This is a genomic window from Actinobacillus vicugnae (assembly GCF_901687125.1).
In the GTDB taxonomy this organism is placed as follows: domain Bacteria; phylum Pseudomonadota; class Gammaproteobacteria; order Enterobacterales; family Pasteurellaceae; genus Actinobacillus; species Actinobacillus vicugnae.
Window position 1 is genome coordinate 18,336 of the sequence record NZ_CABFJY010000011.1, and the last position, 24,522, is coordinate 42,857.

Here is a 24,522-nt window from a genome sequence, read left to right on the forward strand (position 1 = left end):
ACAGAATAAACAATTTAATCGTTTGCTTTTCGCATAAAATATGAAAAATAGCCATAACAAGCGGGCAAATTTACAAATTTTTTTGCAAATTGCACCGCTTGTAAACAAAATCCGCTATAATTCAAAAAATCTTATGGTGCATTACTATCCTGCACCTTTTTTATTTTTATAGAGAGAATTTATGTTTCAAAACAACCCGTTACTTGCCCAATTAAAACAGCAGATTGAGGCAAATAAAGAATATGTGGAAGGTACGGTCAAAGCGTCAGAAAAAGCGTTTGGCTTTTTAGAATGCGATAAGAAAAGTTATTTCATTCCGCCATTCGAGATGAAAAAAGTAATGCACGGCGATAAAGTAAAAGCAGTAGTGAAACGTGAAGGTGATAAAGAACAGGTTGAAATTGATAGCTTACTTGAACCAATGTTAGATCGCTTTATTGCACAAGTGCGTTTTAACAAAGACAATAAATTACAACTAGCCGTTGATCACCCAAGTATCAAAAACATTATTCCAGCCAATACCCATAAGAAAGTAACTGAATCACTAGAAAATGGCGACTGGGTGGTGGCGCAATTAAAAACTCACCCATTGCGCGATGATCGTTTCCTATTCGCTCAAGTTACTCAATTTATCTGTAAAGCGGATGATAATTTCGCACCTTGGTGGGTAACACTTGCACGTCACGAACAGCCTCGCGAACCTGTTGCGAACGAGAAAAACTATGCATTACATGATGAATTAACACGTGAAGATCTGACTTCGCTGTACTTTACTACTATTGATAGCCCTAGCACGCAAGATATGGACGATGCGCTATTTATTGAGCCAATCGAACAAAATGGCGCTCAAATAGGCTGGCGTTTAGTGGTAGCGATTGCCGATCCAACCGCTTATATTCCAGAAAATTCAAATATTGAAAAAGCGGCTCGTCAGCGTTGCTTCACCAACTATTTGCCTGGCTTTAATATCCCAATGTTGCCACGTGAATTGTCAGATGACCTATGCTCACTTGTGCCAAATGAAAAACGCCCTGCGTTAGTCAGCTATATTGAAACCGATTTAGTGGGCAATATTATTGCTGAACCTCGTTTTGTGTCTGCATGGGTAGAAAGCAAAGCAAAATTAGCTTACGACAATGTTTCTGACTATCTCGAAAACATTGAAAATGCGTGGCAACCTGAAAATGCTGAAACCAAGCAACAAATTGATTGGTTACACCAATTCACCTTAGCTCGAATTGAATGGCGCCGTAATCATGCGTTATTATTCAAAGAGTCTGGCGATTATTCATTTGAATTAAACGAAGATGGCTCGGTGCGTAATATTCATGTTGAATATCGTCGTATTGCAAATCAAATGATTGAAGAATCTATGATTATTGCCAATATTTGTTGTGCTAAATTCTTAGCTGATCATGCCAAAACAGGTATTTTTAATACCCATTCAGGTTTTGATCCGAAAAATTTAGAATTAGCACAAAAATTCTTATTGGATACACTTGCTAACGATGAAAACCATGCAACGCTTAGCGAATTATATGCACCAGAAAAACTTGCTACCCTTGAAGGCTATTGCGCAATGCGCCGCTCAATTGATGAGTTCCCTGAAAAATTTTTAGAACTTCGCTTACGTCGTTACCTTACTTTTGCGGAATTTAAATCAGAAGTAGCACCGCACTTGGGTTTAGGAATTAGCCATTACGCCACTTGGACATCACCGATTCGTAAATATGGCGATATGGTAAACCACCGCTTAATTAAGCAAGTATTACTAGGTCAGCAACCAAAAACGATTGAAGAAAGTATACTTGCTCGCTTACAAGAAGCGCGTCGCCAAAACCGTTTAGTTGAGCGTGATATTGCTGATTGGTTGTATGCTCGCTACCTTGCCCCAATGGTAGAACAAGCGGTCGCATTTGAGTGTGAAATTGCAGATGTTTCACGTGGCGGTGTACGTGCTAAAGTGATCACAAATGGTGCGCAAATTTTTGTGCCATTCTCCACTATTCACGATAAAAAAGAAGAAATGGAGTTCCGCCCAGAAGAAATTGCTCTCTACATCAAAGGCGAAAAAGCCTACCAAATTGGACAGGCTGTCAAAGTAAAACTCACCGAGGTTCGCTTAGAGACTCGTTCAATCGTGGGTAATATTATCTAAATTATAAGCGGTCAAATTTCGAGAATTTTTTGCAAAATTTCCTTGAAACTTGACCGCTTGTTCCATGAGGCTTTTATGCAAAAAACGATTATCGGCTTTGTGCTTTCTCTCGCTATTTTGTGGGGAATGCTCTACATCGGCAAAGGTTTGAATATATTGATTCCAATTGGCATTCCCGACAGTATTTGGGGACTACTCGTGCTCTTTTTTGCCCTGATTACAGGTCTGCTTAAATTAGAATGGGTATTGCCAACGGGACGGTTTCTCAATCGTTATATGCCTATTGTATTTTTGCCTATTTGTGTTGGCATGGTTGAATATGGTGATATTTTAACCCGTTATTTTTCCTCATTAATTATTTCAAATATTCTCAGCACCATTATCACCATTGTGATTGTAGGTTGGGTCGCACAACGCTTATTCAAAGATTCAGGAGATGAACAATGATTTACCTCTATACCGTTCTCACCGTAGTCGCATTTTTTTTAAGTGTGAAGCTTAGTAAAAAACTCGCTATTTCTCTGCTAAACCCTTTTTTACTCACTTTATTGTTACTATTAGCGATCTTAATCATTTTTCAGATTCCTTATAAAGAATATCAGCAAGGCACTTCTCCATTGAGCCATTTTTTAGGCTTGGCCATCGTTGCGCTTGCAATTCCGCTCTATGAACAATTTCCACAAATTCGCCAGCGTTGGAAGGCAATCAGCTTTATTCTGTTGCTCGGTACAGTGGTTTCAATGTGTAGTGGAATGCTACTAGCGTTGTTATTTGGCGGTACTCAGGAAATCGTAGCCGCTTTAATGCCTAAATCAGTCACTATGCCGCTTGCATTAGTGATTACAGGCGAAATTGGGGGCGAATTTGCCTTAAGTGCAGTAGGCGTAATGGTGGCTGGATTGTTTGGCGCTGTTTTAGGTTTGCCTATTTTGAAATTAGCTCATGTGACCAATGCCCAAGCAATTGGTATGAGCTTAGGCATCGCCTCACACGCACTCGGTACGGCTCGCTGTATGGAATTAAACACAAAAGCAGCAAGTTATAGCTCGCTTGCGTTAGTCATTTGCGGGCTACTTTCTTCTTTTATCGCACCACCTATTTTCCATTTCGCCGTAAAATGGTTTATGTAGTTTAGTTATTATTGGAGAACATAAATGGCAACTTATATTGTTGGTGATTTACATGGCTGTTTTGATGAATTACAACTATTACTCAAACAGGTTAATTATGATCCCAAACAAGATGAACTTTGGCTAACGGGCGACTTGGTTGCACGAGGCGAAAAGTCGTTGGAATGTTTACGTTTTGTAAAAGATCCAAATAACAATGCCAAAACGATTTTAGGCAATCACGATCTACATTTACTTGCAACGCTACTTGGCATTAAAAAAGTTAAACCTAATGATAAAGTGACTGCTATTTTTGAAGCGCCAGACCGAGAAGCATTGCAAAATTGGCTGAGAAATCAACCGCTTCTCGTTCAGCACCCAACACATAAATTCCTATTGGTTCACGCAGGTATTAGCCCTGAATGGAATCTTGCCGAAACACTCGCTTGTGCAAAAGAAGCTGAGGCAGTGTTACAAGGTGAAATGTATGCCGATTATATTGCACAGATGTATGACAGCTATCCAGATTACTGGTCTACCGATTGGCAAGGCATTGAGCGTTGGCGTTATATTATTAATGTATTCACGCGTATGCGTTTTTGCTATCACAACAAGCGGTTAAATTTTGCTTGTAAATTACCTATTGAAGAAGCACCTTGCGAATTAACACCTTGGTTTGAATTAAATAATCCATTATTTGCTGAACAAGAAATTATTTTCGGACATTGGGCAAGTTTAATGGGTAAATCAGATAAACCGAATATCTACGCATTAGACACAGGCTGTGCATGGGGGAATCATCTCTCAATGATTCGTTGGGAAGATAAACAAATTTTCACACAGCAACGCTTAAAATAAAATCAAACAACCTGAGGATTATTGCTATCATTTCCATTTTCGATTAGAATTCGCCTCGTCTATGCAACTATAGCTCAGTTGGTTAGAGCACCACCTTGACATGGTGGGGGTCACTGGTTCGAGTCCAGCTAGTTGCACCATTTTCCAATCCCTCGCTTTACAGCGGGGGATTTTTTTATGCCTTACATTATTCAACGAAATGGCTAATTAAAAAGCCCATTTAAAATTGCTCATTTGAACATTTTTAAATGGGCTTTCGCCTTTGCCATAACCCGCTTTGCGGTGCTTCGCATTGCGCTGATAACTACCTTTACCTTTTCGATTTCGCTCAATACGGCTTTTAAATAATCGGTCAGTAACTAAAGCTTTTAATGCATTTTCTTGGATTTCCCCTCGATTATGCTGATAGGCTATTGTTTTTAATGCTTTTTTCATTTTGTTTCCTTTTTGTTTGATTGTGTTATTAATCTATCAAATAGACAGCGTATGATGCCAAATTTTATGATTATTGTATATAAGAATCACGAAAACTTCGGTATAATCTCATAAATATCCACCATAAAAAGCGGTTACATTTTCTCACAATTTTGCAATTACTGCAGAGAGGTTTCTATGAAAAAAGAAGAAGTAGGACATAACTTTTTAGCTCGCCTTGGCAAAACACGTCTACGCCCAGGTGGTAAATTAGCTACTGATTGGCTGATTGCGAATGGCGACTTTAACAAAGATAAAAAAGTATTAGAAGTGGCTTGCAATATGTGCACTACCGCAATTGAGATTGCGAAACAGTATGGCTGTCATATTACAGGTATCGATTTAGACGAAGATGCACTTGATAAAGCTCGTGCCAACATTAAAGAAAACGGTGTTGAAGAACTAGTTCAGGTACAACGTGCAAATGCGACGAAATTACCATTTGAAGACAATTCGTTTGACATTGTAATAAATGAAGCAATGCTAACCATGTTACCTATTGAGGCAAAGCAAAAAGCAATTCGGGAATATATTCGTGTGTTAAAACCAGGTGGTTTTTTATTAACCCATGATGTAATGCTAAACACTGAAGAAGCAGAACCAGTGATCCAAGCCCTGCGTGAAGCGATTCATCTTACCGTTACCCCACTAACTAAAGATGGTTGGAAAACATTATTCCATGAATGTGGTTTCCGTAATGTAGATGCGTATTCAGGTGATATGACATTACTCTCGCCTAAAGGCTTGATTTATGATGAAGGCGTGTTAGGCGCAATGAAAATTGTAGGAAATGCCTTGAAACCTGAAAATCGAGACACCTTCAAAAAAATGTTCCAAACCTTTAATGATCCTGAAAACAAACTGGGATTTATTGCTGTTTGTAGCCAAAAATAATTTTAATCCTTCTAGGCTCGGTTATCTGGTTTAGAAGGATTTTTCAAATCATACAGAGGGAAATCGAATGTTTGAAATGTTCCAATCTTGGTATAAACAGAAATTTAATGATCCGCAAACTGTTGCTTTGCTCGGTATCTTATTGATTGGATTCGGAATTATTTATTTTTTTAGCGATCTTATTATGCCTCTTCTGGTGGCTATCGTGTTCGCTTATTTACTTGAATGGCCGATTCGTTTTCTGACTCGCCATTTTAAATTTCCGCGTTTTCTTAGCCTTGTGATTGTGTTGGGAGGTTTTATTTCGCTCCTAATTTTCTTGTTTATGGTGATGTTACCAAGTCTTTGGAATCAAGCGGTTACTTTTATTCGAGATCTTCCCTCAATGTTCAATCTATTAAATGCTTGGCTTGAAGCATTGCCAGAACATTATCCAGAGCTGATTGACTATGCCATGTTAGATACATTAATGGGCAATCTAAAAACAAAAATTCTAGGCTTTGGGGAATCTTTATTAACTTTATCTGTCCACTCTATTATCAGTCTAGTTGGGCTAGGTATTTACGCATTTTTAGTGCCATTAATGGTATTTTTCTTATTAAAAGATAAACACCTTTTTGTGCGCAGTTTTGTGCGTATGTTACCTAAAAACCGCCGCTTAGCAGCAAATGTATGGTTTGAAATGCAACAGCAAATCGCCAACTACATCCGAGGTAAATTTTTAGAAATTTTGATTGTAGGGATCGCAACTTACGCTATCTTTTTATTCTTTGATTTACGCTATCCATTATTACTTTCTGTAGCTGTCGGATTATCGGTTTTAGTACCTTATATTGGTGCAGTTTTGGTTACGATTCCCGTTGCTTTAGTCGCATTATTTCAGTTTGGGTTATCGCCTGAATTTTATTATTTGCTACTTGCATTCGTTATCAGCCAATTACTAGACGGAAATTTAGTTGTGCCATTTTTATTCTCAGAAGCGGTCAATTTACATCCACTCACTATCATTGTAGCGGTGTTAATTTTTGGCGGATTATGGGGATTTTGGGGTGTATTTTTTGCAATTCCACTTGCAACTTTAGTAAAAGCCGTGATGAATGCACTTCCTTCGAATGAAGACGATATTGCTGAAGTTCGTGAGTAAAAAAATGTCACTTATGGCGTAATGCAAACACTATAGTCTCTGTTCAACAATAAAAAGGAAAAGAAATGCCTGAACAAAAACTATCCTCACGTCACCCTTATTTAAATAAAATGAGTAGCGTTGTTGCAATTGGTGGCGGACACGGTTTAGGTCGAGTGTTATCATCACTTGCATTTCTTGGTGAGCGGCTCACTGGTCTTGTTGCCACCACAGATGATGGTGGCTCTACTGGGCGTATTCGCTCTCAGCATGGTGGGATTGCGTGGGGAGATCTACGTAATTGCCTAACTCAAATTATTATTAAACCTACTGTTGCCTCTGCACTATTTGAATATCGCTTTGGAGGCGTAGGAGAATTAGCTGGACATAATTTGGGTAATTTGATTTTGAAAGCGTTAGAAAATATGAAAATTCGACCGCTTGAAGGCATTAATTTAGTCCGAGAGCTGCTGCACGTTAGAGCGGGTCTGATCCCAATGTCAGAATCGCCAGTGCATTTGGCTGCTCAATTAAAATCAGGTGTAACCATTGTGGGAGAAGTATCCGTCGATGCGCTTGAAGAGATTCCTCGAAATCTCTTATTGATCCCGAAAGTAAGTGCGACACCAGAGGCTATCGATATCGTAAAAAAAGCCGAATTGATCGTTCTCGGTCCAGGTAGCTTTTTAACTAGCATTATGCCTTCATTACTTATTGATGAAATATCCAGCGCAATCACACAAAGTAACGCAAAACTCATTTTTATCGATAACATTCAGCAAGAATCAGGCCCAGCTGGTTCACTTTCGTTAGCAGATCGTATTGAGTGGTTAGAAACTCGCATTGGGAAAAATCGCTTAAACGGTATTATTACTGTACCAACTACATACAACGATTTGCCTGAAAATATTACCGTATTAAAGCAAATTTTATCTGATGATGAGGTGGAATACCGTCACGACAGAAATAAGCTCAGCAAAGCCATCAATGATATAGTAGAATTATTAAATAGATAAATATCTGCCCCTTTTCAGGGGCAGTCTGTTTTTTATAGAGGTTTACCATGTTAGTTTCCGATTTCCATTTTGATTTACCTGATGAGCTTATCGCTCGTTATCCAACAACAGAACGTACTGCTAGCCGTTTATTACATTTAAATGGTGAAACAGGCGAATTTGCAGATAAACAATTCTCAGACTTGCTTGCTCAAATTAATCAAGGCGATTTGCTTATTTTTAATAATACTCGAGTGATTCCAGCCCGTTTATACGGTCGCAAAGCAAGTGGTGGGAAATTAGAAGTTTTAGTCGAGCGTGTGTTAGATGAGCATCGCTGTTTAGCGCACGTACGCGCCTCTAAAGCACCGAAAGAAGGCGCAGAGTTAGTGTTAGGTGAGGATAAATTAGGCGAAGGTAACGGCTTTAAAGCAACCATGCTTGCCCGTCACGAAGCGTTATTTGAATTACAATTTAACGAGCAACAACCGCTATTTGAATTACTACAACAAGCGGGACATATGCCTTTACCACCTTATATTGATCGCCCTGATGAAGATACTGATCAAGAACGTTATCAAACCGTTTACAGTAAAGTTTTAGGTGCGGTAGCAGCACCAACTGCGGGTTTACATTTTGATAATCCAACATTAGAAAAGCTAAAAGAGAAAGGTGTAAATACGGCTTTTGTGACATTGCATGTTGGTGCTGGAACATTCCAGCCTGTACGAGTGGAGAACATTTTAGATCACAAGATGCACGCTGAATACGCGGAAGTAAGCCAAGAGGTTGTCGACCAAATTTTAGCAACCAAAGCTGCTGGGAAACGTGTGATTGCGGTTGGAACGACTTCTGTTCGCTCAATTGAAAGTGCAGCACAAGCGGCTGAAAAGGACGGTAAATTAATTGCGCCCTTCTTCTCAGATACGAGTATTTTCCTCTACCCAGGCAAAACATTTCGTGTTGTAGATGCGCTAGTGACAAATTTTCATTTACCTGAATCAACATTAATAATGCTCGTTTCTGCGTTTGCAGGCTACCGTAATACTATGAAAGCTTATCAGCATGCGGTTGAAGCGAAATATCGCTTCTTTAGTTATGGCGATGCCATGTTTATCAATAAAAATCCAAACGCATTTCATGATGTGCCTTAGTTCACAGAGCTAGAGGCATTAATTGGAAGCCCATAGGTCATTCGATACCATGGGCTTCTATCATTTCTAGCTGTCTCTAACGTCCAGCTACCACCTTCTTCAAATTTCACCTTTACCATACCAACCATTGAGGTACTAAAAGCCTTCACATTATACTGGTGTAACCGAGTTAATACTTGTTGATTTGGCATTTTCCAAGGGTTCCAACGCCCTGCCGAAATTACGGCAATCTTTGGTTTTACTTGAGCTAACAAGGTATGACTAGAACTCGTTTTACTACCATGATGAGGCACTTGTAGAAAATCAACTTGCCCAATTTGATGGGCAAATTTATGCTCTTGAAGTGCGGTCGTATCGCCCGTAAAAAGCAGTGATAAGCGGTCAATTTTTACCAAAATAATGCAAGAGTCTTCATTTTTTGCCCGAGAAACTTTCGAAGTAGGATAAATCGCTTCTAATTCAAACTCACCAAATTGCCATGTATTACCCGCAATACAAGCTTCTGGGTAACGTTTAGCATAGGATTTTTCGCTTGGAGAAATTAAACGAGCCTTGGGATACGCATTAAGTATATCCACTACGCCACCTGAATGATCATTATCATCATGGCTCAAAAAAATCGCCTCTAACTGAATCTGGTTGCGCTTTAGATACGGCAAAATCTCTAGCTGTGCCATAGAACTGATTTGCCCCGAATGTCCTTTCCAACTCGCACCCGTATCATAAAGCACCGCCCTTTTCTCTCCATTTTCTTGATAAATAAGCGCTTGTGCTAATCCTTGCCCTATATCAAAAGTCAGCCATTCTGGCGTCATAGAATGTTTAGCAACAGCCCAGAAGATACCGTAGAAGCTAATCACTAATACACCGAGTTTTTTCCAATAAGTGACTAATAATTGAGTTTGCCATAATGCTAGCAATAACAAACAAAAAGCATTTACTAACAATAAATTGGCTTGTTGTATCTGGCTTAATGGAATCCAATCTGATGAAAAATAAGAAAGTATGGCTAAACTCTTTTGGGTTAGCCAATCCGCCCAACTCCAGCTATTAAATAAATTATTGGTTAATAATGAAAATAGCACTAAAGGCACTAATAACAAGCTATATAAAGGCACAATAATAAAATTAGCACAAAATGCCCAAGGTGAAATACCTTCAAAAAAGAAAAATTGTACAGGAGAAAAAACAAGAAAAATGCCTAATTGCAAATGAACTAATGAAAGCCACAAGCGGTTAAATTTTTGCCATTTTTTGCACAAAGGGAAAAGGTTCATAAGCGGAAAATAGCGATACCAAATGATTAAACTAAGCACCGCTAAAATAGACAACCAAAAACTATCCGATAAAATCGTAACAGGATCTAGAATCAGCAAAAGCGCCACCACACGCCACCATAACTGCCAAGGCGTATAATAACGACGTATCCACTGACAGAACAAAACAATACTAATCGCAAGCAAAGCTCGCATCGTTGGAATCGCAAAACCAGATAAATAACAATAAAAAATTGCAAAGATTAGGCCCAATATTCTTGGAAAATGATATGAAAAACCGACCGCTTGTAGCACGCTTAATCGCAAACATCCCCACTGAAAAATCTTCGCCAGCCAAAAGCCAATCCCCATTGCCAACCCTATATGCAAACCCGATATTGCAATTAAATGTGCGGTTGATGTTTGTTGAAATAATTGCCAATCAGCATTAGCTAGCCATGCTCGTTCACCAAATGCTAAAGCAAGTAATAACCCCTGCGAAGGATATGATGCAAGTTGCGCTTTGGTATAATTTAGCCATTGATTGCGCCAAGATAATGATGTTTCTGTGGCTAATTTCTTCACTTTTGTAACCGTCGCTTGTCCATTTAAATGTTGCGCAAAAAGCCAACGTTGGCGATCGAAATTTCCAATATTCAAACGCGCCGAAATTGGACGTATTTTAAGTTTTGCTTGATAAACTTGCTCTAATTCTAGGGCTTCGCTCGATTGCCAATTTAAATAAATACGATCGCCATTATCTAGTTTGGCGAATGCGGTCTGAAATTCCGCTTGTTTAATGATTTTTTGGATTTGAAATGTATAACTTTGTGGGGAGGAAATTGCATATTTATGCGCATTTTCTGCTAGATGAATAATTTGTATATAATTAATCAAAACTAAACTACCAAGTAACATAAGCAGTTTTTGTTTAAAAAACACACCAACAACAAATATTACTACCGCAATATAGCATCCTAAAATAAGCCATTCACGAGCAAGAAAAAGTAACGGAAGAAATGATAAAGATAAGGCAATAGTAAAGCGGTCAAAATTCATAGCAAATTCTCTTTTTGCAAAGTATGCTAAAATTTTGACCGCTTGTGGAAAGTTCACCTAAAGTTTGCGATCTAGATCGCAAAAATCAATAATATAAATTCAACAATTCAAATAAGTCACGTACTATACAGCAAGTTACTTATTATCTTCTGCCATGCTCACCGCCGCAGTAAATAATACGTCTGTCGATGAGTTTAACGCAGTTTCTGCTGAATCTTGAATAACACCAATAATAAAACCAACGCCAATTACTTGTGCTGCAATATCATTTGGAATATTAAATAAGCTACATGCTAATGGAATAAGTAATAGAGAACCACCAGCAACACCCGATGCGCCACAAGCACAAATAGATGCAACAAGACTTAATAATAGCGCTGTTGCAAAATCAGGATGGATTCCTTGTGTATAGGCAGCCGCTAAAGTTAATACTGTTACGGTAATTGCCGCGCCAGCCATGTTGATATTAGCACCGAGGGGAATAGCAACGGAAGCGATCTCGTCACGTACACCTAAACGTTTCGCTAAGTTCATATTCACTGGAATATTTGCTGCTGAACTACGAGTGAAGAATGCCGTTACACCGCTTTCACGTAAACAAGTTAGTGTTAATGGATATGGGTTACGACGAATTTTCCAATACACAATGAGTGGATTTAAAATAAATGCCACAAACACCATCGAACCTAATAAAACACTTAATAAACGTGCATAGCCTTCGAAAGCGTCAACACCATTTACTGCAATAGTTTCAGCAACTAAACCAAATACACCGATTGGTGCGAATGCAATAACAATTTTAACCACATAAGATACTGCTTCTGCAAAATCATTTAAGAAAGTTTTAGTACTTGGTGCAGCATGACGTAAGGCAATACCTAAACCGATAGCCCAAGCTAAAATACCAATAAAGTTTGCATTTGCTAACGCCTGTAATGGGTTATCTACTAAATTAAATACTACCGTTTTGATAATTTCACCAATACCTTGTGGTGGATTTAAATTATCAGGATTTGAAACAAGCTCTAACGTAGTAGGGAAAAGGAAACTAAACACGACGGCAGTTAATGCTGCAACAAATGTGCCTAACACATACATGATTAAAATCGGTTTTAATTTACTATCTGAACCAACCTCTTTATTTGTAATTGCAGAAAGTACTAATACAAAAACCAGAATTGGAGCAATTGCACGAAGTGATTTAACAAAAAATTGTCCTAGCACACCAACACTTTTTGCCCATTCAGGTTGGAAATAAGCTAAAGTGACGCCCAGCACTAGACCGACGGCAATACGTAAAACTAAATTGCCCCCGAAAAGTTTTGAAGATAAAGAAGAGTTACTCATAATATTTTACAATAGAAGACCAAAACAGAATAAACGGCTAGCCGCCTATCCACCTAATGAATATGAAGTTTCGAGATTAACGGAAAACGCATCATTTTGGAATAGCTAATCAAGCATTTTTATTAGATTTTTAGATATTAGCGATTAAAATTTGTTATCTCTTGCAGATTAATATACTACCACCAAGAAAAATGCTTTTCGCAACCGATTTCTTTCAGGTAGAATGACATATATTTTGATAATAAAACCACAGGAAACTAAATGAAACCAGAAAATAAAGCAGATTTTAAGCGCGTGATACGCGCCACTGGTTACTCAATGAAAGGACTTAAAGTAGCTTATCTTCACGAAGCTGCATTTCGCCAAGAAGTTTGGTGTTCAATTATATTAATTCCACTAGCACTCTTACTTGCAGATAATATTATTGAAACCATTTTATTACTCGGTAGTGTATTCTTAGTGCTACTCACTGAATTGTTAAATAGTGCAGTTGAATCAGTAGTTGATCGGATTGGTTCCGATTTTCACGAGTTATCTGGACGAGCAAAAGATATGGGCTCTGCGGCAGTCTTTATAGCTATGGTTTTATTAGCAATTACATGGCTACTTATCATTCTTTTTTAATTCATATAGGCAATAGATTTATAGCACAACTATTTATCTAATGCCTATTTTTTTGCATATCAATCTAAAGCTGAGGTTCTTATGAAATTTACTAAAACACTTGTTTCTGTTGCATTGCTGTCTGCAACATCTGCAATGGCATATCAAACAGATAAAACTTATTCGTTCACGCTCCTTCACACTAATGATATCCACGGGCATTTCTGGCAAAACGATAAAGGTGAATACGGACTTGCTGCACAGAAAACGGTTATTGATAACATTAAAAAAGAAGTTGAAGCAAAAGGTGGCTCAACCATTATCTTAAATGCGGGTGATATTAATACTGGCGTACCAGAGTCCGATATGCAAAATGCCCGCCCTGATTATGAAGGTTTAAATGCAATTGGTTACGAAGCAATGGTTTTAGGTAATCATGAATTTGATTTCCCTCTCCAAGTTCTCACTATGCAAGAAAAATGGGCGAACTTCCCTCTTATCTCTGCGAACGTGATCAACAAACGTACCCAGAAAGAACTTACTAAGCCTTATGTGATGTTAGATAAACAAGGCTTAAAAGTTGCCGTTGTAGGTTTAACGACCGAAGATACAGGTAAATTAGGCAACCCTGATGTTACTGAGAATGTAATTTTTAAAGATCCAATTCAAAGCGCTAAAGATACATTAGCTCAAATCAATAAAACCGAAAAACCTGATATCCGCATTGCACTTACTCACATGGGTTGGTACTTAGATGGCAAACATGGTAGCAACGCTCCAGGTGATGTTACTATGGCAAGAACTTTAGACAAAGGTACTTTTGATGTCATTATTGGTGGACATACGCACGACACTGTATGCTTCGATGAAAAAGGACAATTTAGAACAAAATATACGCCAGGCGATAGCTGTAAACCAGATTTCCAAAATGGTACTTGGATTATGCAAGCAGGCGAATGGGGTAAATATGTTGGCCGTGCCGATTTTGAATTCAAAAATGGTAAAACAACATTAGTTAACTACGAGCTAATTCCAATTAACTTGAAAAAAACCATTAAAAAAGAAGATGGCTCAAAAGAGTATCAACTTTACCAAGCTGAAATCAAACCAGATCAAGCTCTATTTGAGCACTTGAAAAAATATCAAGATGAAGGAGATAAACTACTCAATATAGAAGTGGGACAAGTGAAAGGTTTATTAGATGGTAAACGAGAACATATTCGCTTTGTACAAACGAATCTAGGCAGATTAATTGCACAATCACAAAAAGAGCGTGTAAAAGCCGATATTGGTATTATGAACTCGGGTGGTATTCGTTCATCAATTGAAGAAGGTAACGTAACGTATAAAACGATATTAACGGTACAGCCATTTGGTAATATGATCTCAACTCTTGATTTAAAAGGTCAAGAATTATTAGATTTCCTAACTACCGTAGCTTTAAAAGAAGTTGATACTGGTGGCTACCCTCAATTTGCAGGTATTTCGATGACTGTAGATCGCGTTGCTAAAACAATCTCAAACCTTCAAATCGCAGGAAAACCATTTGATGCTAACAAAACATATAAAATCTCGATTCCAGATTATTTAACTGCGGGTGGTGATGGCTATCCAGTTATGAAAAAACACCCTAGCTATGTAAATACAGGCTTTATTGATGCAGAAATGTTGAAAAAATACTTTGAAGAAAACAAAGTAATTGATGCAAGCAAATACGATCCAAAAGAAGATATTATTTTTAAATAATCTCAACTAAAAAAGAAAAAAGCTAAGTGAAAGCTTAGCTTTTTATTAGCTCAAATGGCTTTAATTCCTTCCTATTACATCACAACTACATCAAATTGATCTTGATGATAATAAGGTTCTAATTTTATTTCGACTTTCTTACCGATAAAGGCTTCTAATTCTGCAATCGAAGCATGTGTTTCTTCGTTAATCAAATACTCTGCCACTTCTTTCGATGCATAAACACGCACTTTTTCGGTTTTAAACAAATGATGAACTCGCACAATTTCTCGTAAAATTTCATAACAAACTGTTTCCACAGTCTTAATCGTACCACGCCCTTTACAGGCTGGACAATCGCAACAAAGCACACGCTCCAAACTTTCACGGGTACGTTTACGCGTCATTTCTACTAAGCCCAATTGCGTAAAACCATTAACATTGGTTTTTACTCTGTCACCTTTTAATGCTTCTTGCAACGACTGCAACACACGCTCACGATGTTCTTCTTCTTGCATATCAATAAAATCAATAATGATAATTCCACCCAAATTACGCAATTGTAATTGATGCGCAATCGCCTGCGTAGCTTCAATATTAGTATTAAAAATGGTATGCGCCAAATTACGAGAACCAACAAATGCACCCGTATTAATATCAATCGTGGTCATTGCTTCGGTTTGTTCAATAATTAAATAACCGCCCGATTTTAAATCAACTCGCTTATCCAATGCTTTTTGAATCGCATCTTCCACTCCATAAGCATCAAACAAAGTTTGACTACCGCTATACAAGCTCACATTTTCGGTTAATTCTGGCATAAACTCAGATAAAAACTCTTTTACCTGCTCATAAGTCATTTTAGAGTCAATCCGAATTGCATTGATATGGGTACCGACAAAATCACGTAGTACACGTTGCGCTAGCGCAAGTTCGCCGTATAACATTGATTTAACAGGATATTTTGCCTTGCGTTCTAAAATTTTACGCCACAAACGCTTCAAGAAAATCGTATCTTGTTGCAAACTTTCTTCCGAAACCTCTTCCGCCGCCGTACGCACAATAAAGCCACCAAGCTCATCACAATAAGGCTCAACTAAGGCTTTTAAACGGCTACGTTCTTCTTCACTTTCAATCCGTTGTGAAACACCAACATGACTATTTTCTGGCATAAAAACCAAGTAGCGCGAAGGTAAGGTAATATCGGTAGTTAAACGAGCACCTTTAGTACTAATTGGATCTTTCACCACTTGTACGATAATATCCTGCCCCTCACGCACCAGTTCTGCAATGTCTTTTACCACAAACTGCTTTTTCTCATTTTCATCGACACATTCTGTATGAGAAACAATATCGGAAGCATGTAAAAACGCCGCCTTTTCCAAACCGATGTCAACAAATGCCGATTGCATACCAGGCAAAACACGGGTAACTCGCCCTTTATAAATATTCCCGACAATCCCCCGTTTCGCCTCACGCTCAATATGAAGCTCTTTTAACAATCCATTTTCCACTAACGCTACCCGAGTCTCGCTCGGTGTAACATTCACTAATAATTCTGCTCCACTCATTGTTATCTTTCTCTAAGTCGTTAAATCATAATTAATTAAAGTTTAACATTGACCAGCCAAGAAAACAAAAAACAAGATCAAACAAGCGGTTGATTTTTTGAGGAAAGAACTAAAAAGGAAACCAATTTATAGATAGATATAAAGACTTTAGAAAAACAGCTACCATAAAGATAACTTCATTATCGATGTTAAAAAATAATTACTTTAATCAGTTTCAACACACAGCCACGTGAAAGTGGCTGCTAACGATTCTTTACCTTCGTCTTTTTTAACTTTAGTTTCAACACACAGCCACGTGAAAGTGGCTGCTCAGGCAACGGTGAATAAAGGGATTACACAAGCGGTTTCAACACACAGCCACGTGAAAGTGGCTGCCACCCCATTTCTTGCGCCGAACGCTTAAGACGTTGTTTCAACACACAGCCACGTGAAAGTGGCTGCTTGCTACCCTTGAAGGCTATTGCGCAATGCGCCGGTTTCAACACACAGCCACGTGAAAGTGGCTGCCAACAGAAGCCAATGCGATATTATCAAATCCAATGGTTTCAACACACAGCCACGTGAAAGTGGCTGCAAACAAGCGGTCAGATTTTATAAAAAAATTGCAAGTTTCAACACACAGCCACGTGAAAGTGGCTGCTACCGTATCCACATCTAAACGAAAGTTTGCAGGAAGTTTCAACACACAGCCACGTGAAAGTGGCTGCTCCCTACAAGATAACGTATTGAAATATCAGGCTTTATTTCCTTTTATTCGCTAACGTAGCGTAGAAAGTAGAAAAAGTATAGCATATCGTCAATATACTTTTCTTTATTTTTTCTAACTCCCTGATTTTTAAAGAACTATTTATATTCGCTAACCTCTCGGCGTTGTGATGAGAACTACATGTTAGCGATTTATAAAATCAGCGTATCTTTAAAAATATCAATCGGCTCTTTCATTCCATGATGTTCGACTTTATTCCGCCATTTACTGCCCAAATGGTAAAAGCGCAAACTGTCGCAATCGGGGTTATAGGTTGCCAATAATTTATTTTTAAGTGTTACCCATTGATCGGGCGTGACATCACACTCAAACACCGAATACTGGGCTCGCACGCCATAATCTAGGCAATGCTTGGCGATTTGCCGTAGGCGTTTTTGCCCTGCGGGATCATCGAATGAAATATCGTAGGTAATTAACATCAACATAACGCCCTCCAAACAAGCGGTCGGATTTCAACAAAATTTTGCAAAAGCTAACGCATTAAAAACGGTGGATATTCGGCTAAATCACCACGCAAATGGCGGGCTAAAAGCATCGCTTGAATATAGGGTAGTAATCCAATTTCTACTTCTTCCTGTAAAAAGGGGTGAATAATTTTTTCTTGTTTTTTCGCTTGTAAGGTTTGAAACAACAATTTACGAGCCTCCGGTTTTAAACTCACCGCTCCACTGGCTTCCACCACAAAATCACTGGGCTTAATTTGCTTACGATTAATCAAAGACAGTACCATTCTATCCACCCACCAAGCACGAAATTCTTCCAGTAAATCCTGTGCCAAGCTATCGCGACCGGGGCGATCAGCATGTAGAAAACCGACTTGAGGATCAAGCCCCACGCCTTGCAGCGCACCGCTGATGTCTTTGCCCAAAATGCTATAAACAAAAGAGAGCAGTGCATTCACGCCATCGCGTGGGGGGCGGCGGTTGCGACCGTCAAAGGTAAAACCGCTTTTTTCGCTGATTAACTGCCCGAACACGCCGAAATAACGTGCCGCCGCTTCGCCTTCAATACCACGAATCAACGCCAAATCGTCCGCCCGTTCCAGTTGCCGTAAACTTGAATTCAAGCCGACAATCGCTTCCTGCAACGCCGCATTTTCGCCGTAATTACGAATCTGCCGTTGCAGAACCCGTTTCGACGACTGAATTTTCGCCGCAATAATATGGCGGGCAATCGGCACAGGGTTTTGCTCCGACACCTTATATTGCGCCCGACGTAACAACACATTACCACTCTGCCGCCCCTGCAAACGCCCCAAAAACCGCCCGTTTTCAGTAAAAAACGCCAAATTTACGTTATTTTCCCCGCAAAATCCCAACAAAAACGGCGACACCAGCACATTACCAAAACAGAAAATATGTCCGATAGAATGCACCGGCAACTGCGCCACTTTCTTGCGTTCCTGCTCCACCACCAAAGTTTCCCGCTCTTTATGCAAATAACTGCCTTGAGTAGTGATGTAGAGCGTGTTTTGAAGTTTTCTCATAGTGTAAAAACTCCTTGAATTTTGACCGTGCTTTTATGCCGTCTGAAAGCATATTTAATACAAAGAAATGAATGTTTTATTCTTGTTGTCCAAAAAGAGCTTTTCCTATATACCAAATAGCTTGCCCATAATTTGATATAAGCTGTTTCCCTTGTTGAAGAAAAGATTGGTTTTCATCAACCCTTGCCAGTTTTAATGCACTCTCAATTTTAGAACTTGTTGGATGCGCATCTCCCAATCTCATATCGTAAACACCAACAATCACGCTAAAAATCCTATGTGCATTATCTTCTCCTATTTTTTGAGCAACAATGTCTTCTAATAATTTATTGGAACCGAGTGTTTTTTTATCTTTATGAGTAGATAGCCCACGAAGAGCTTTAACGTTAAGTCTATCGGTAAAAGTGCGAACCAAATCTTTTGCTAATCTTAGCAGTGATGCTTTGTCCGTACTTGCAAAACGGGAGATTTGTTGAAAAAAGTCCTGTTCAGTGATGTCATGCGAAAACAAAGCAATATTCAACTCTTGTTTAAAACTCATTTCCAACAGTTTCATTACTTCAAATAATAATTTCTCAACAGCATGAGTAGAAGCGGGTTGGACTTTAACCTGAGAAGCTAATAATTCTGCGGAAACTTTACCCTCAGGCACAGTATTATAGGCAGCCCAAATATGTTGCTCCCATGATGGAAGTTTAGCAATATCATAGGCATATACCGTTATTAAATCAGAATTATTTATCCCGAAATGGGTATGATAGCCTGATGCGGAATGAATACTACCTGTTTCTGCGCTATACCATTCTAATGAAAAGCCGCGATGTTTCAGTAGTTCATTTACGATACCTGAACGAAACCACAGCCATCTTCCAACATCTTCATTATCCAATTCAGATGAAGCCATTCTTTGTCCATCGGTTTCTACAATAAATGTTGGAAGATGCTTATCTTCATCTTCCCGAACACGGATACTTAATCCTTGATGTTCAATCCATTCATTTCGCCAGAACTCTCCTTCCACCCTTATACCTTCATATCCACCACGATAACCTTGCGAGCTTTCTGATTCTGTATTTCCATCATGTTCAACCCCCAGCACAGGTGCATCATCTTCTTCATCAATATCAGTTCGCCATACTCGAAATGAAGCCCAACTTCCGCCATAGACATCATTTAAACTACGGATAAGCAACTCAAACCTACCATTATCCCGTTCTTCTTGGAAATTAGTTAAATCTGAATATTCACCGCTTTCTAATGCTTCAATGTTTTCTACTCTTTGACGATAATAGGAAAGACGGAGAGAAAGATTTCTTGCTGCCAAATAATCCATTAAAAATTCTCTTTTAATTTCAATTTGGACATGATTGCCTTTATCATCAAAAGATTCGCGGATAACTTCAACGAAATCCTCTTCAGGTCTGACCCAACTGTTATTTTCTTTTACTAATCGGAGCGCAAGAATCAAATCTGGACTTATTATCCATTTTCGTCCGCCAATTACAGGTTGGGGATAATCAAAAATAAGATGAATACCAATGGGCTTATTTTCATTCCATTCATATTGTTCAACTGATTTATAATATCCATTATTGTAAGCATAGGGTTTGGCATCCAAACTGATTCCTATGTCAGACCACCCTAAGGTTTCAGCAAACTCTTTATGTTCAGGCGGGAAAGCAATTGCATTACATCCAAAAAATTCAGACTTATAACCAATTTCTTGAGAGTCTCCCTTTTCATTTTCACAAATAGCCCTCAAAGGTATCCAAGTAGCAGTTGAAAATGTGCGACGTGTTTCTCTTATTTGTAAAATCCAATCTTTAGTCATATTTAAATCTCTCATAATTTAATTTTATCTATCATATTTTAAAACCAATTTATCCCTCAAATAACTTGTAAGCAGAACTTACAAGTTGCGCTGCGCTTAATGCGAGCTGTTATTCAAAATTTTAATGCCGTCTGAATCCTACTCCCCAAACAACCCCTTCACATACCTCACCGACTTATCCCTTTCCATCAATTTCGGCTGGCAAATCTCCACCAGCGAACAAGCCTTGCAACGTTTGCCGTATTCGGGCGGGGGCGTTTGTCCGCTGTTTAACAGTGAGCGGACGGCATTGATAACCGCTAAGGTTTTTTCGCGTAGCTCGGCGGAGAAGACAACAGGCAAGCGGTGGCGGGTTTGCATATACCAAAGTGCGCCTTCATTGATGGTTTGCCCCGTCATTTCTTCCAAGCATAAGGCTTGGGCGCAAAGTTGAATTTCATCAATGGGTTCACGTTTCGGTTTGCCACGTTTGTATTCGACAGGTTTGAGAGAATTGGTTTTGAGATCCTGTTCGACCAGATCCAAAATCCCCGTTAGCCCTAATTTTTCCGCAAAGACGTGGACGGTGCGTTCAAAGCGAATGCCTTTGCGTTTTTCTGGCTCGCCCGAGTCCACACGTTCGTGTAAGACTTTGCCTTGGGCGGTGAGATAATTTTCAGCCCACGCCTGTTCGTTATGGATTAACGCACATTGACGTGGGCAGAAAGCATAATGTTGCAAAGCAGAGAGAGAAATCAACCGCTTGTCGCTTGTACTTGGGGCTGCAAGCGGTCGGATTTCGGCGGAATTTTGCAAATCCATACTCATTGGAGAACTAGCCTAATTTACGGTGAAGTATAGTTTTACCTAAATCCTGTTCATTAACACTAACGGTGTAGTCATCAAAACTGCGGCTAACATCCACGCTTTCTTTTTTGATAACCTGAATACGCTTGAATAGGCTGTCGGCAGGGGCGTCGCCCAAGCTGTTGCTATGTTCAAATACATATAAACCACGAGCGTTCATTTGCCCACGAGCCGCCGAATGATCGTGGTCGAACATATTGATTAAGGCTTGCCAAAACAATTCTAAATCGTCATCTGAAAAGCCTGTTTGCTTAGCAAAGTGAGCGGAAACAAAACCGTGACAACGATATAAGCCGTAAGGCACGGTGAATTTACGTCCCATACGTCCACGTTCAGACGTTTCTTTATTTTCTTCAGAGCCTTTTTTGTCATTTTCAACTTCTTTGGCTGCTGCTGAACGTGTAATTGAATGCTCCAAAGTTACTATTGGCTCTACAGAACGAGAAAAGGTAAGTTGGACAGGACCTCTTACTTGCCCTGCGTTTTCACCTGTTGTCAATACTGCACCAAATGTACGAATATCATAATAACGATTACACATATATTGACGAGCAGATTCCGTTTTTTCTTTACCTTTCGGTTTTTCTTTAACACTTTCTTGTTGGTGTGCGTCTGCAATCAAATCATTTAATATGGCTTTCTCACGTACAAAAATATCATTGTGCTTTTTATCATCTTCGCTATCTTTGACAAGTTGCACAAAATTACGCACTTTACGTTTTAAGCAAACATCAGTAACCAATCCCATACCTGTTTCAGGATCAATGCGTGGCAAGTTGCCTGCGTCAGGATCGCCGTTTGGATTACCATCTTGTACATCAAATAAAAATACGAAATCGTAGCGTTTTTCAATAGTCATTTTTATTGCTCCTGTGATTCAGTGGATTGGTAAAAGTCTTGTTTTTGTTGGTAATAACCGATAGCAAATAAGCCTTGTTGGTTGATATTCAGATGATTTGGGAAAGCGTGAATTTTATTCACAATTTCTTGCTGTGATTTTTCTAAATTGATTCTTCTGCCCGTATGCAATTTAGCCAAGTGATGTTTAGACAGGCGAAGTAATGTGCCAAATACGGTAATCGGTGTGCTACTCGCTGCTCCAAAATAACGATCCCCAATGGTTGCATTTAAGCCTGGATTAGCTTCATCTTGGATTTTTTCTAAGACGGCAAACAATCTGCCTAAGAGATAGCCAATATCTTCTCGGGTTTTATCTAAACTCATCGATAACTCCTTAATGTTTGTTAAGCGGTTGGCTCGGATTGCTCGGTTAAGGTATGCCTTAATCAAACAAGCTCGTCCATAGGTAATTTTTTGTTCTGCTTTGTTGCGGCGTAATGCGGTTTGAAACAGTGCAATAGGTAGCGGTAAATGATTTAATGCGGATAATGTCGTTTGGGCAATTAAATCTGGTGGCAGATTTTCCAGTTTGCCATCTAAAACCAAATTACCCAGCAAGCGTGATAACGGCATAAATTCTGGATAAGGCGATTTTTCGCTACGCACCATTTTTAAATCTTCATACCATTGGGCAAGATTTTCGGATAATTCTGCAACCGTAGTTTCGTGCCAAAAACGCACAACTATCCGTGCTGAATTGGGCGATAAACCTAAAAGATAAAATTTATCTGTCGCATTAGGTTGGATGTATTTACCGTTGTATAGACTTTTATAAAGTGCTTTGACTTCGCCAATGTGTGCATCTGGATTATCTTTGTTACCGTTTAACATAATAGGTAGACGGGTTTCCAATGGAGCAGGTTTTTCACTCCAACACACCGCTGTCACATCGCCTATACGAAAACGGTTTTCACTGGCAAGCAATGTGTTTAACGCGGTAGAATATTCAAACATTGCTTGTTCACCGACAGGGAAAATGAACCCTTGTGCCTTACCATAGGATTCAAATGCGGAAAGGTTTACGGACGTAAACGGAGCTGGTTTGGCATTCACCCCTTTTACCGCATTATGCAGTCGAGCAATCGGTGCATTTTTCCCTGTTACCAAACAAATGCCTTTTGGCGTATCATCTGAACTCAATTCTTTGGTTTGAGCTAAGTAATTTTGCAAAGCAGGAGATTGACAGACCAAACTGGCTACTTCATCTACCAAACGAAAACTCAAATTACAGCCTTTGATTTTGCTACATTCTGCCCAGTTTTCATGTTGCATCACTTTGGCTTTTTCATCGGGAGAACCTAAGAAGGCAGCAACAGCTGCAATACCTTCATCTTCGGGAAGAGTTTGTTGAAGTGCTTTTACTTTTTCCGTAAAACTTTGGTGTTGTTTATCCGCTTGTTCCTGCTCTTTTTCACCAGCATAAGCTAGTACATAACCATAATGATCCCAAAGTATATTACTGATCTCATAGGATTTTTTACCTGACCGAGCCAAACCTTTCGGAACTAAAAAAGTGCGGGCAATTTTTTTCTTGTTTTGTAATTCTCGTGTATCTTCAAAAGCGATAAATTTCCCTTGTTTATCAATCACGATGATAAAAGGAATTTCTTTATGTTCAAAACCTTCTGGGGCAATATCACCACCCAAAGCGGCTTTGCGTTGGTAGTATTGGGTAAGGGCGTGCAAGATCATCTTTTCACCTCATCACTATTGGCGGGTGGCACAATGATCACACCGTTTTCAGCTTTACAATGATAAAACATCGGCTCGGCATTATCGGAATCTCGTGGGGCGGATTTGCTGTAATCCATATCGTAGAGCATAAAGCCAAAATCTTGGGTGATGTCTTCTCGTGGCAAGCCATCTTCTGCCCTTTCCAATAATCTAAAATTGCACGGAAATTCACGGCAACCTAAATAGGGTTGATGAAAATACTGTCCCTTGCTCGCACGGCGTTTAAACATTTCCACAAACTTGATGCGATTATCATCTTTGCCAGCCTGATCGGTCATTTCAAAATCAGCGTGAATACGGTAAGCCACATCGCGCAACAACATAGACGCTCTCTGTTGTCGGTTATCTTCAATATAAAGCGATTGACTACGCTCACTCATTTTGCTACCCAGCTCATTACGGCGGATATTTACCCATTGAATGGGTTTTAAAATCTCAATTTTAGACACTGACCAGCGAATAGCCGGCTTCCACAGAATTGCCGTCAAAATGTTTCGTGCCACAGACGGCGTAATCACAGGATAACTCACCCGTTCCACTTTCAATTCAGGGCGAGTAAAACAAGCTAAATCACCGCTAATTTCCAAAATAAAACTCATAAACCCTCCAATTTATTCTTTAAAACTATAATAC

21 protein-coding genes, 1 tRNA gene and 1 CRISPR repeat array are annotated in these 24,522 nt (G+C 39.2%); of the genes, 11 read left to right on the plus strand and 11 right to left on the minus strand.

Annotated features, from left to right (window positions below; genetic code table 11):
* Positions 1–181: 181 nt before the first annotated feature.
* The 5 genes from F8M47_RS03175 (at position 182) to F8M47_RS03195 (ending at position 4,265) form a co-directional block, all read left to right on the plus strand.
* A complete protein-coding gene (locus tag F8M47_RS03175; protein ID WP_150538768.1) occupies positions 182–2,158 on the plus strand; it encodes an exoribonuclease II in 1,977 nt (658 codons plus the stop codon).
* Positions 2,159–2,233: 75 nt separating this feature from the next.
* Positions 2,234–2,605, plus strand: a complete 372-nt coding sequence (locus tag F8M47_RS03180; protein WP_150538769.1) for a CidA/LrgA family protein — start codon at positions 2,234–2,236, stop codon at positions 2,603–2,605.
* Positions 2,602–3,288 (plus strand): LrgB family protein, encoded by a 687-nt coding sequence (locus tag F8M47_RS03185; protein ID WP_150538770.1) that lies wholly within the window; start codon positions 2,602–2,604, stop codon positions 3,286–3,288. The genes F8M47_RS03180 and F8M47_RS03185 overlap by 4 nt, the downstream gene beginning before the upstream one ends.
* Positions 3,289–3,312: 24 nt before the next feature.
* The gene (apaH, locus tag F8M47_RS03190; protein ID WP_150538771.1) at positions 3,313–4,125 is read left to right on the plus strand and encodes a bis(5'-nucleosyl)-tetraphosphatase (symmetrical) ApaH; all 813 of its coding nucleotides are present in this window, start codon (positions 3,313–3,315) and stop codon (positions 4,123–4,125) included.
* Between the two features lie 63 nt (positions 4,126–4,188).
* Positions 4,189–4,265 (plus strand) — tRNA-Val (locus tag F8M47_RS03195).
* A gap of 67 nt (positions 4,266–4,332) precedes the next feature.
* Here F8M47_RS03195 and F8M47_RS03200 read toward each other — a convergent pair.
* Positions 4,333–4,560 carry an alternative ribosome-rescue factor A gene (locus tag F8M47_RS03200; protein WP_150538772.1) on the minus strand — a complete coding sequence of 76 codons (228 nt, stop codon included), beginning with the start codon at positions 4,558–4,560 and terminating at the stop codon, positions 4,333–4,335.
* 177 nt (positions 4,561–4,737) lie between these two features.
* Here F8M47_RS03200 and F8M47_RS03205 point away from each other — a divergent pair, with 177 nt between their 5' ends.
* From F8M47_RS03205 to queA, 4 genes are all read left to right on the plus strand, one after another.
* Positions 4,738–5,493 carry a class I SAM-dependent methyltransferase gene (locus tag F8M47_RS03205; protein WP_150538773.1) on the plus strand — a complete coding sequence of 252 codons (756 nt, stop codon included), beginning with the start codon at positions 4,738–4,740 and terminating at the stop codon, positions 5,491–5,493.
* A gap of 67 nt (positions 5,494–5,560) precedes the next feature.
* On the plus strand, positions 5,561–6,637 hold the full coding sequence (locus F8M47_RS03210; RefSeq protein ID WP_150538774.1) for an AI-2E family transporter: 1,077 nt from the start codon (positions 5,561–5,563) through the stop codon (positions 6,635–6,637).
* 65 nt (positions 6,638–6,702) lie between these two features.
* Complete coding sequence (locus tag F8M47_RS03215; RefSeq protein ID WP_150538775.1) at positions 6,703–7,632, plus strand: gluconeogenesis factor YvcK family protein; 930 nt, start codon at positions 6,703–6,705, stop codon at positions 7,630–7,632.
* A 47-nt stretch (positions 7,633–7,679) separates the two neighbouring features.
* Positions 7,680–8,765 carry a tRNA preQ1(34) S-adenosylmethionine ribosyltransferase-isomerase QueA gene (queA, locus tag F8M47_RS03220; protein ID WP_150538776.1) on the plus strand — a complete coding sequence of 362 codons (1,086 nt, stop codon included), beginning with the start codon at positions 7,680–7,682 and terminating at the stop codon, positions 8,763–8,765.
* On the opposite strand, the gene F8M47_RS03225 is transcribed toward queA, so the two are convergent.
* Positions 8,762–11,080, minus strand: a complete 2,319-nt coding sequence (locus tag F8M47_RS03225; protein ID WP_150538777.1) for a DNA internalization-related competence protein ComEC/Rec2 — start codon at positions 11,078–11,080, stop codon at positions 8,762–8,764. The two genes, queA and F8M47_RS03225, sit on opposite strands and share 4 nt — an antisense overlap.
* Before the next feature lie 135 nt (positions 11,081–11,215).
* A complete protein-coding gene (gene sstT / locus F8M47_RS03230; protein WP_150538778.1) occupies positions 11,216–12,427 on the minus strand; it encodes a serine/threonine transporter SstT in 1,212 nt (403 codons plus the stop codon).
* Positions 12,428–12,688: 261 nt separating this feature from the next.
* Here sstT and F8M47_RS03235 point away from each other — a divergent pair, with 261 nt between their 5' ends.
* Positions 12,689–13,051, plus strand: coding sequence for a diacylglycerol kinase (locus F8M47_RS03235; RefSeq protein ID WP_150538779.1), 363 nt, complete (start codon positions 12,689–12,691; stop codon positions 13,049–13,051).
* A gap of 81 nt (positions 13,052–13,132) precedes the next feature.
* Positions 13,133–14,776, plus strand: a complete 1,644-nt coding sequence (gene ushA / locus F8M47_RS03240) for a bifunctional UDP-sugar hydrolase/5'-nucleotidase UshA (RefSeq protein ID WP_150538780.1) — start codon at positions 13,133–13,135, stop codon at positions 14,774–14,776.
* A gap of 74 nt (positions 14,777–14,850) precedes the next feature.
* Here the strand turns inward: ushA and rng are convergent, their stop codons facing one another.
* The 8 genes from rng to cas5c form a co-directional block, all read right to left on the minus strand.
* Positions 14,851–16,326 carry a ribonuclease G gene (rng, locus tag F8M47_RS03245; protein ID WP_150538781.1) on the minus strand — a complete coding sequence of 492 codons (1,476 nt, stop codon included), beginning with the start codon at positions 16,324–16,326 and terminating at the stop codon, positions 14,851–14,853.
* A gap of 211 nt (positions 16,327–16,537) precedes the next feature.
* Positions 16,538–17,033: a CRISPR direct-repeat array (repeat unit 32 nt; unit sequence GTTTCAACACACAGCCACGTGAAAGTGGCTGC).
* Between the two features lie 190 nt (positions 17,034–17,223).
* On the minus strand, positions 17,224–17,517 hold the full coding sequence (cas2, locus tag F8M47_RS03250) for a CRISPR-associated endonuclease Cas2 (protein WP_150538782.1): 294 nt from the start codon (positions 17,515–17,517) through the stop codon (positions 17,224–17,226).
* A 47-nt stretch (positions 17,518–17,564) separates the two neighbouring features.
* Positions 17,565–18,578 (minus strand): type I-C CRISPR-associated endonuclease Cas1c, encoded by a 1,014-nt coding sequence (gene cas1c / locus F8M47_RS03255; RefSeq protein ID WP_150538783.1) that lies wholly within the window; start codon positions 18,576–18,578, stop codon positions 17,565–17,567.
* 76 nt (positions 18,579–18,654) lie between these two features.
* A complete protein-coding gene (locus tag F8M47_RS03260) occupies positions 18,655–20,409 on the minus strand; it encodes a hypothetical protein (protein WP_150538784.1) in 1,755 nt (584 codons plus the stop codon).
* Positions 20,410–20,547: 138 nt separating this feature from the next.
* The gene (cas4, locus tag F8M47_RS03265; RefSeq protein WP_150538785.1) at positions 20,548–21,216 is read right to left on the minus strand and encodes a CRISPR-associated protein Cas4; all 669 of its coding nucleotides are present in this window, start codon (positions 21,214–21,216) and stop codon (positions 20,548–20,550) included.
* Positions 21,217–21,223: 7 nt separating this feature from the next.
* Positions 21,224–22,114, minus strand: a complete 891-nt coding sequence (gene cas7c / locus F8M47_RS03270; RefSeq protein WP_150538786.1) for a type I-C CRISPR-associated protein Cas7/Csd2 — start codon at positions 22,112–22,114, stop codon at positions 21,224–21,226.
* A 2-nt stretch (positions 22,115–22,116) separates the two neighbouring features.
* Complete coding sequence (gene cas8c, locus F8M47_RS03275; RefSeq protein WP_150538787.1) at positions 22,117–23,847, minus strand: type I-C CRISPR-associated protein Cas8c/Csd1; 1,731 nt, start codon at positions 23,845–23,847, stop codon at positions 22,117–22,119.
* The gene (gene cas5c, locus F8M47_RS03280; protein ID WP_150538788.1) at positions 23,844–24,488 is read right to left on the minus strand and encodes a type I-C CRISPR-associated protein Cas5c; all 645 of its coding nucleotides are present in this window, start codon (positions 24,486–24,488) and stop codon (positions 23,844–23,846) included. The genes cas8c and cas5c overlap by 4 nt, the downstream gene beginning before the upstream one ends.
* Between the last annotated feature and the right edge of the window lie 34 nt (positions 24,489–24,522).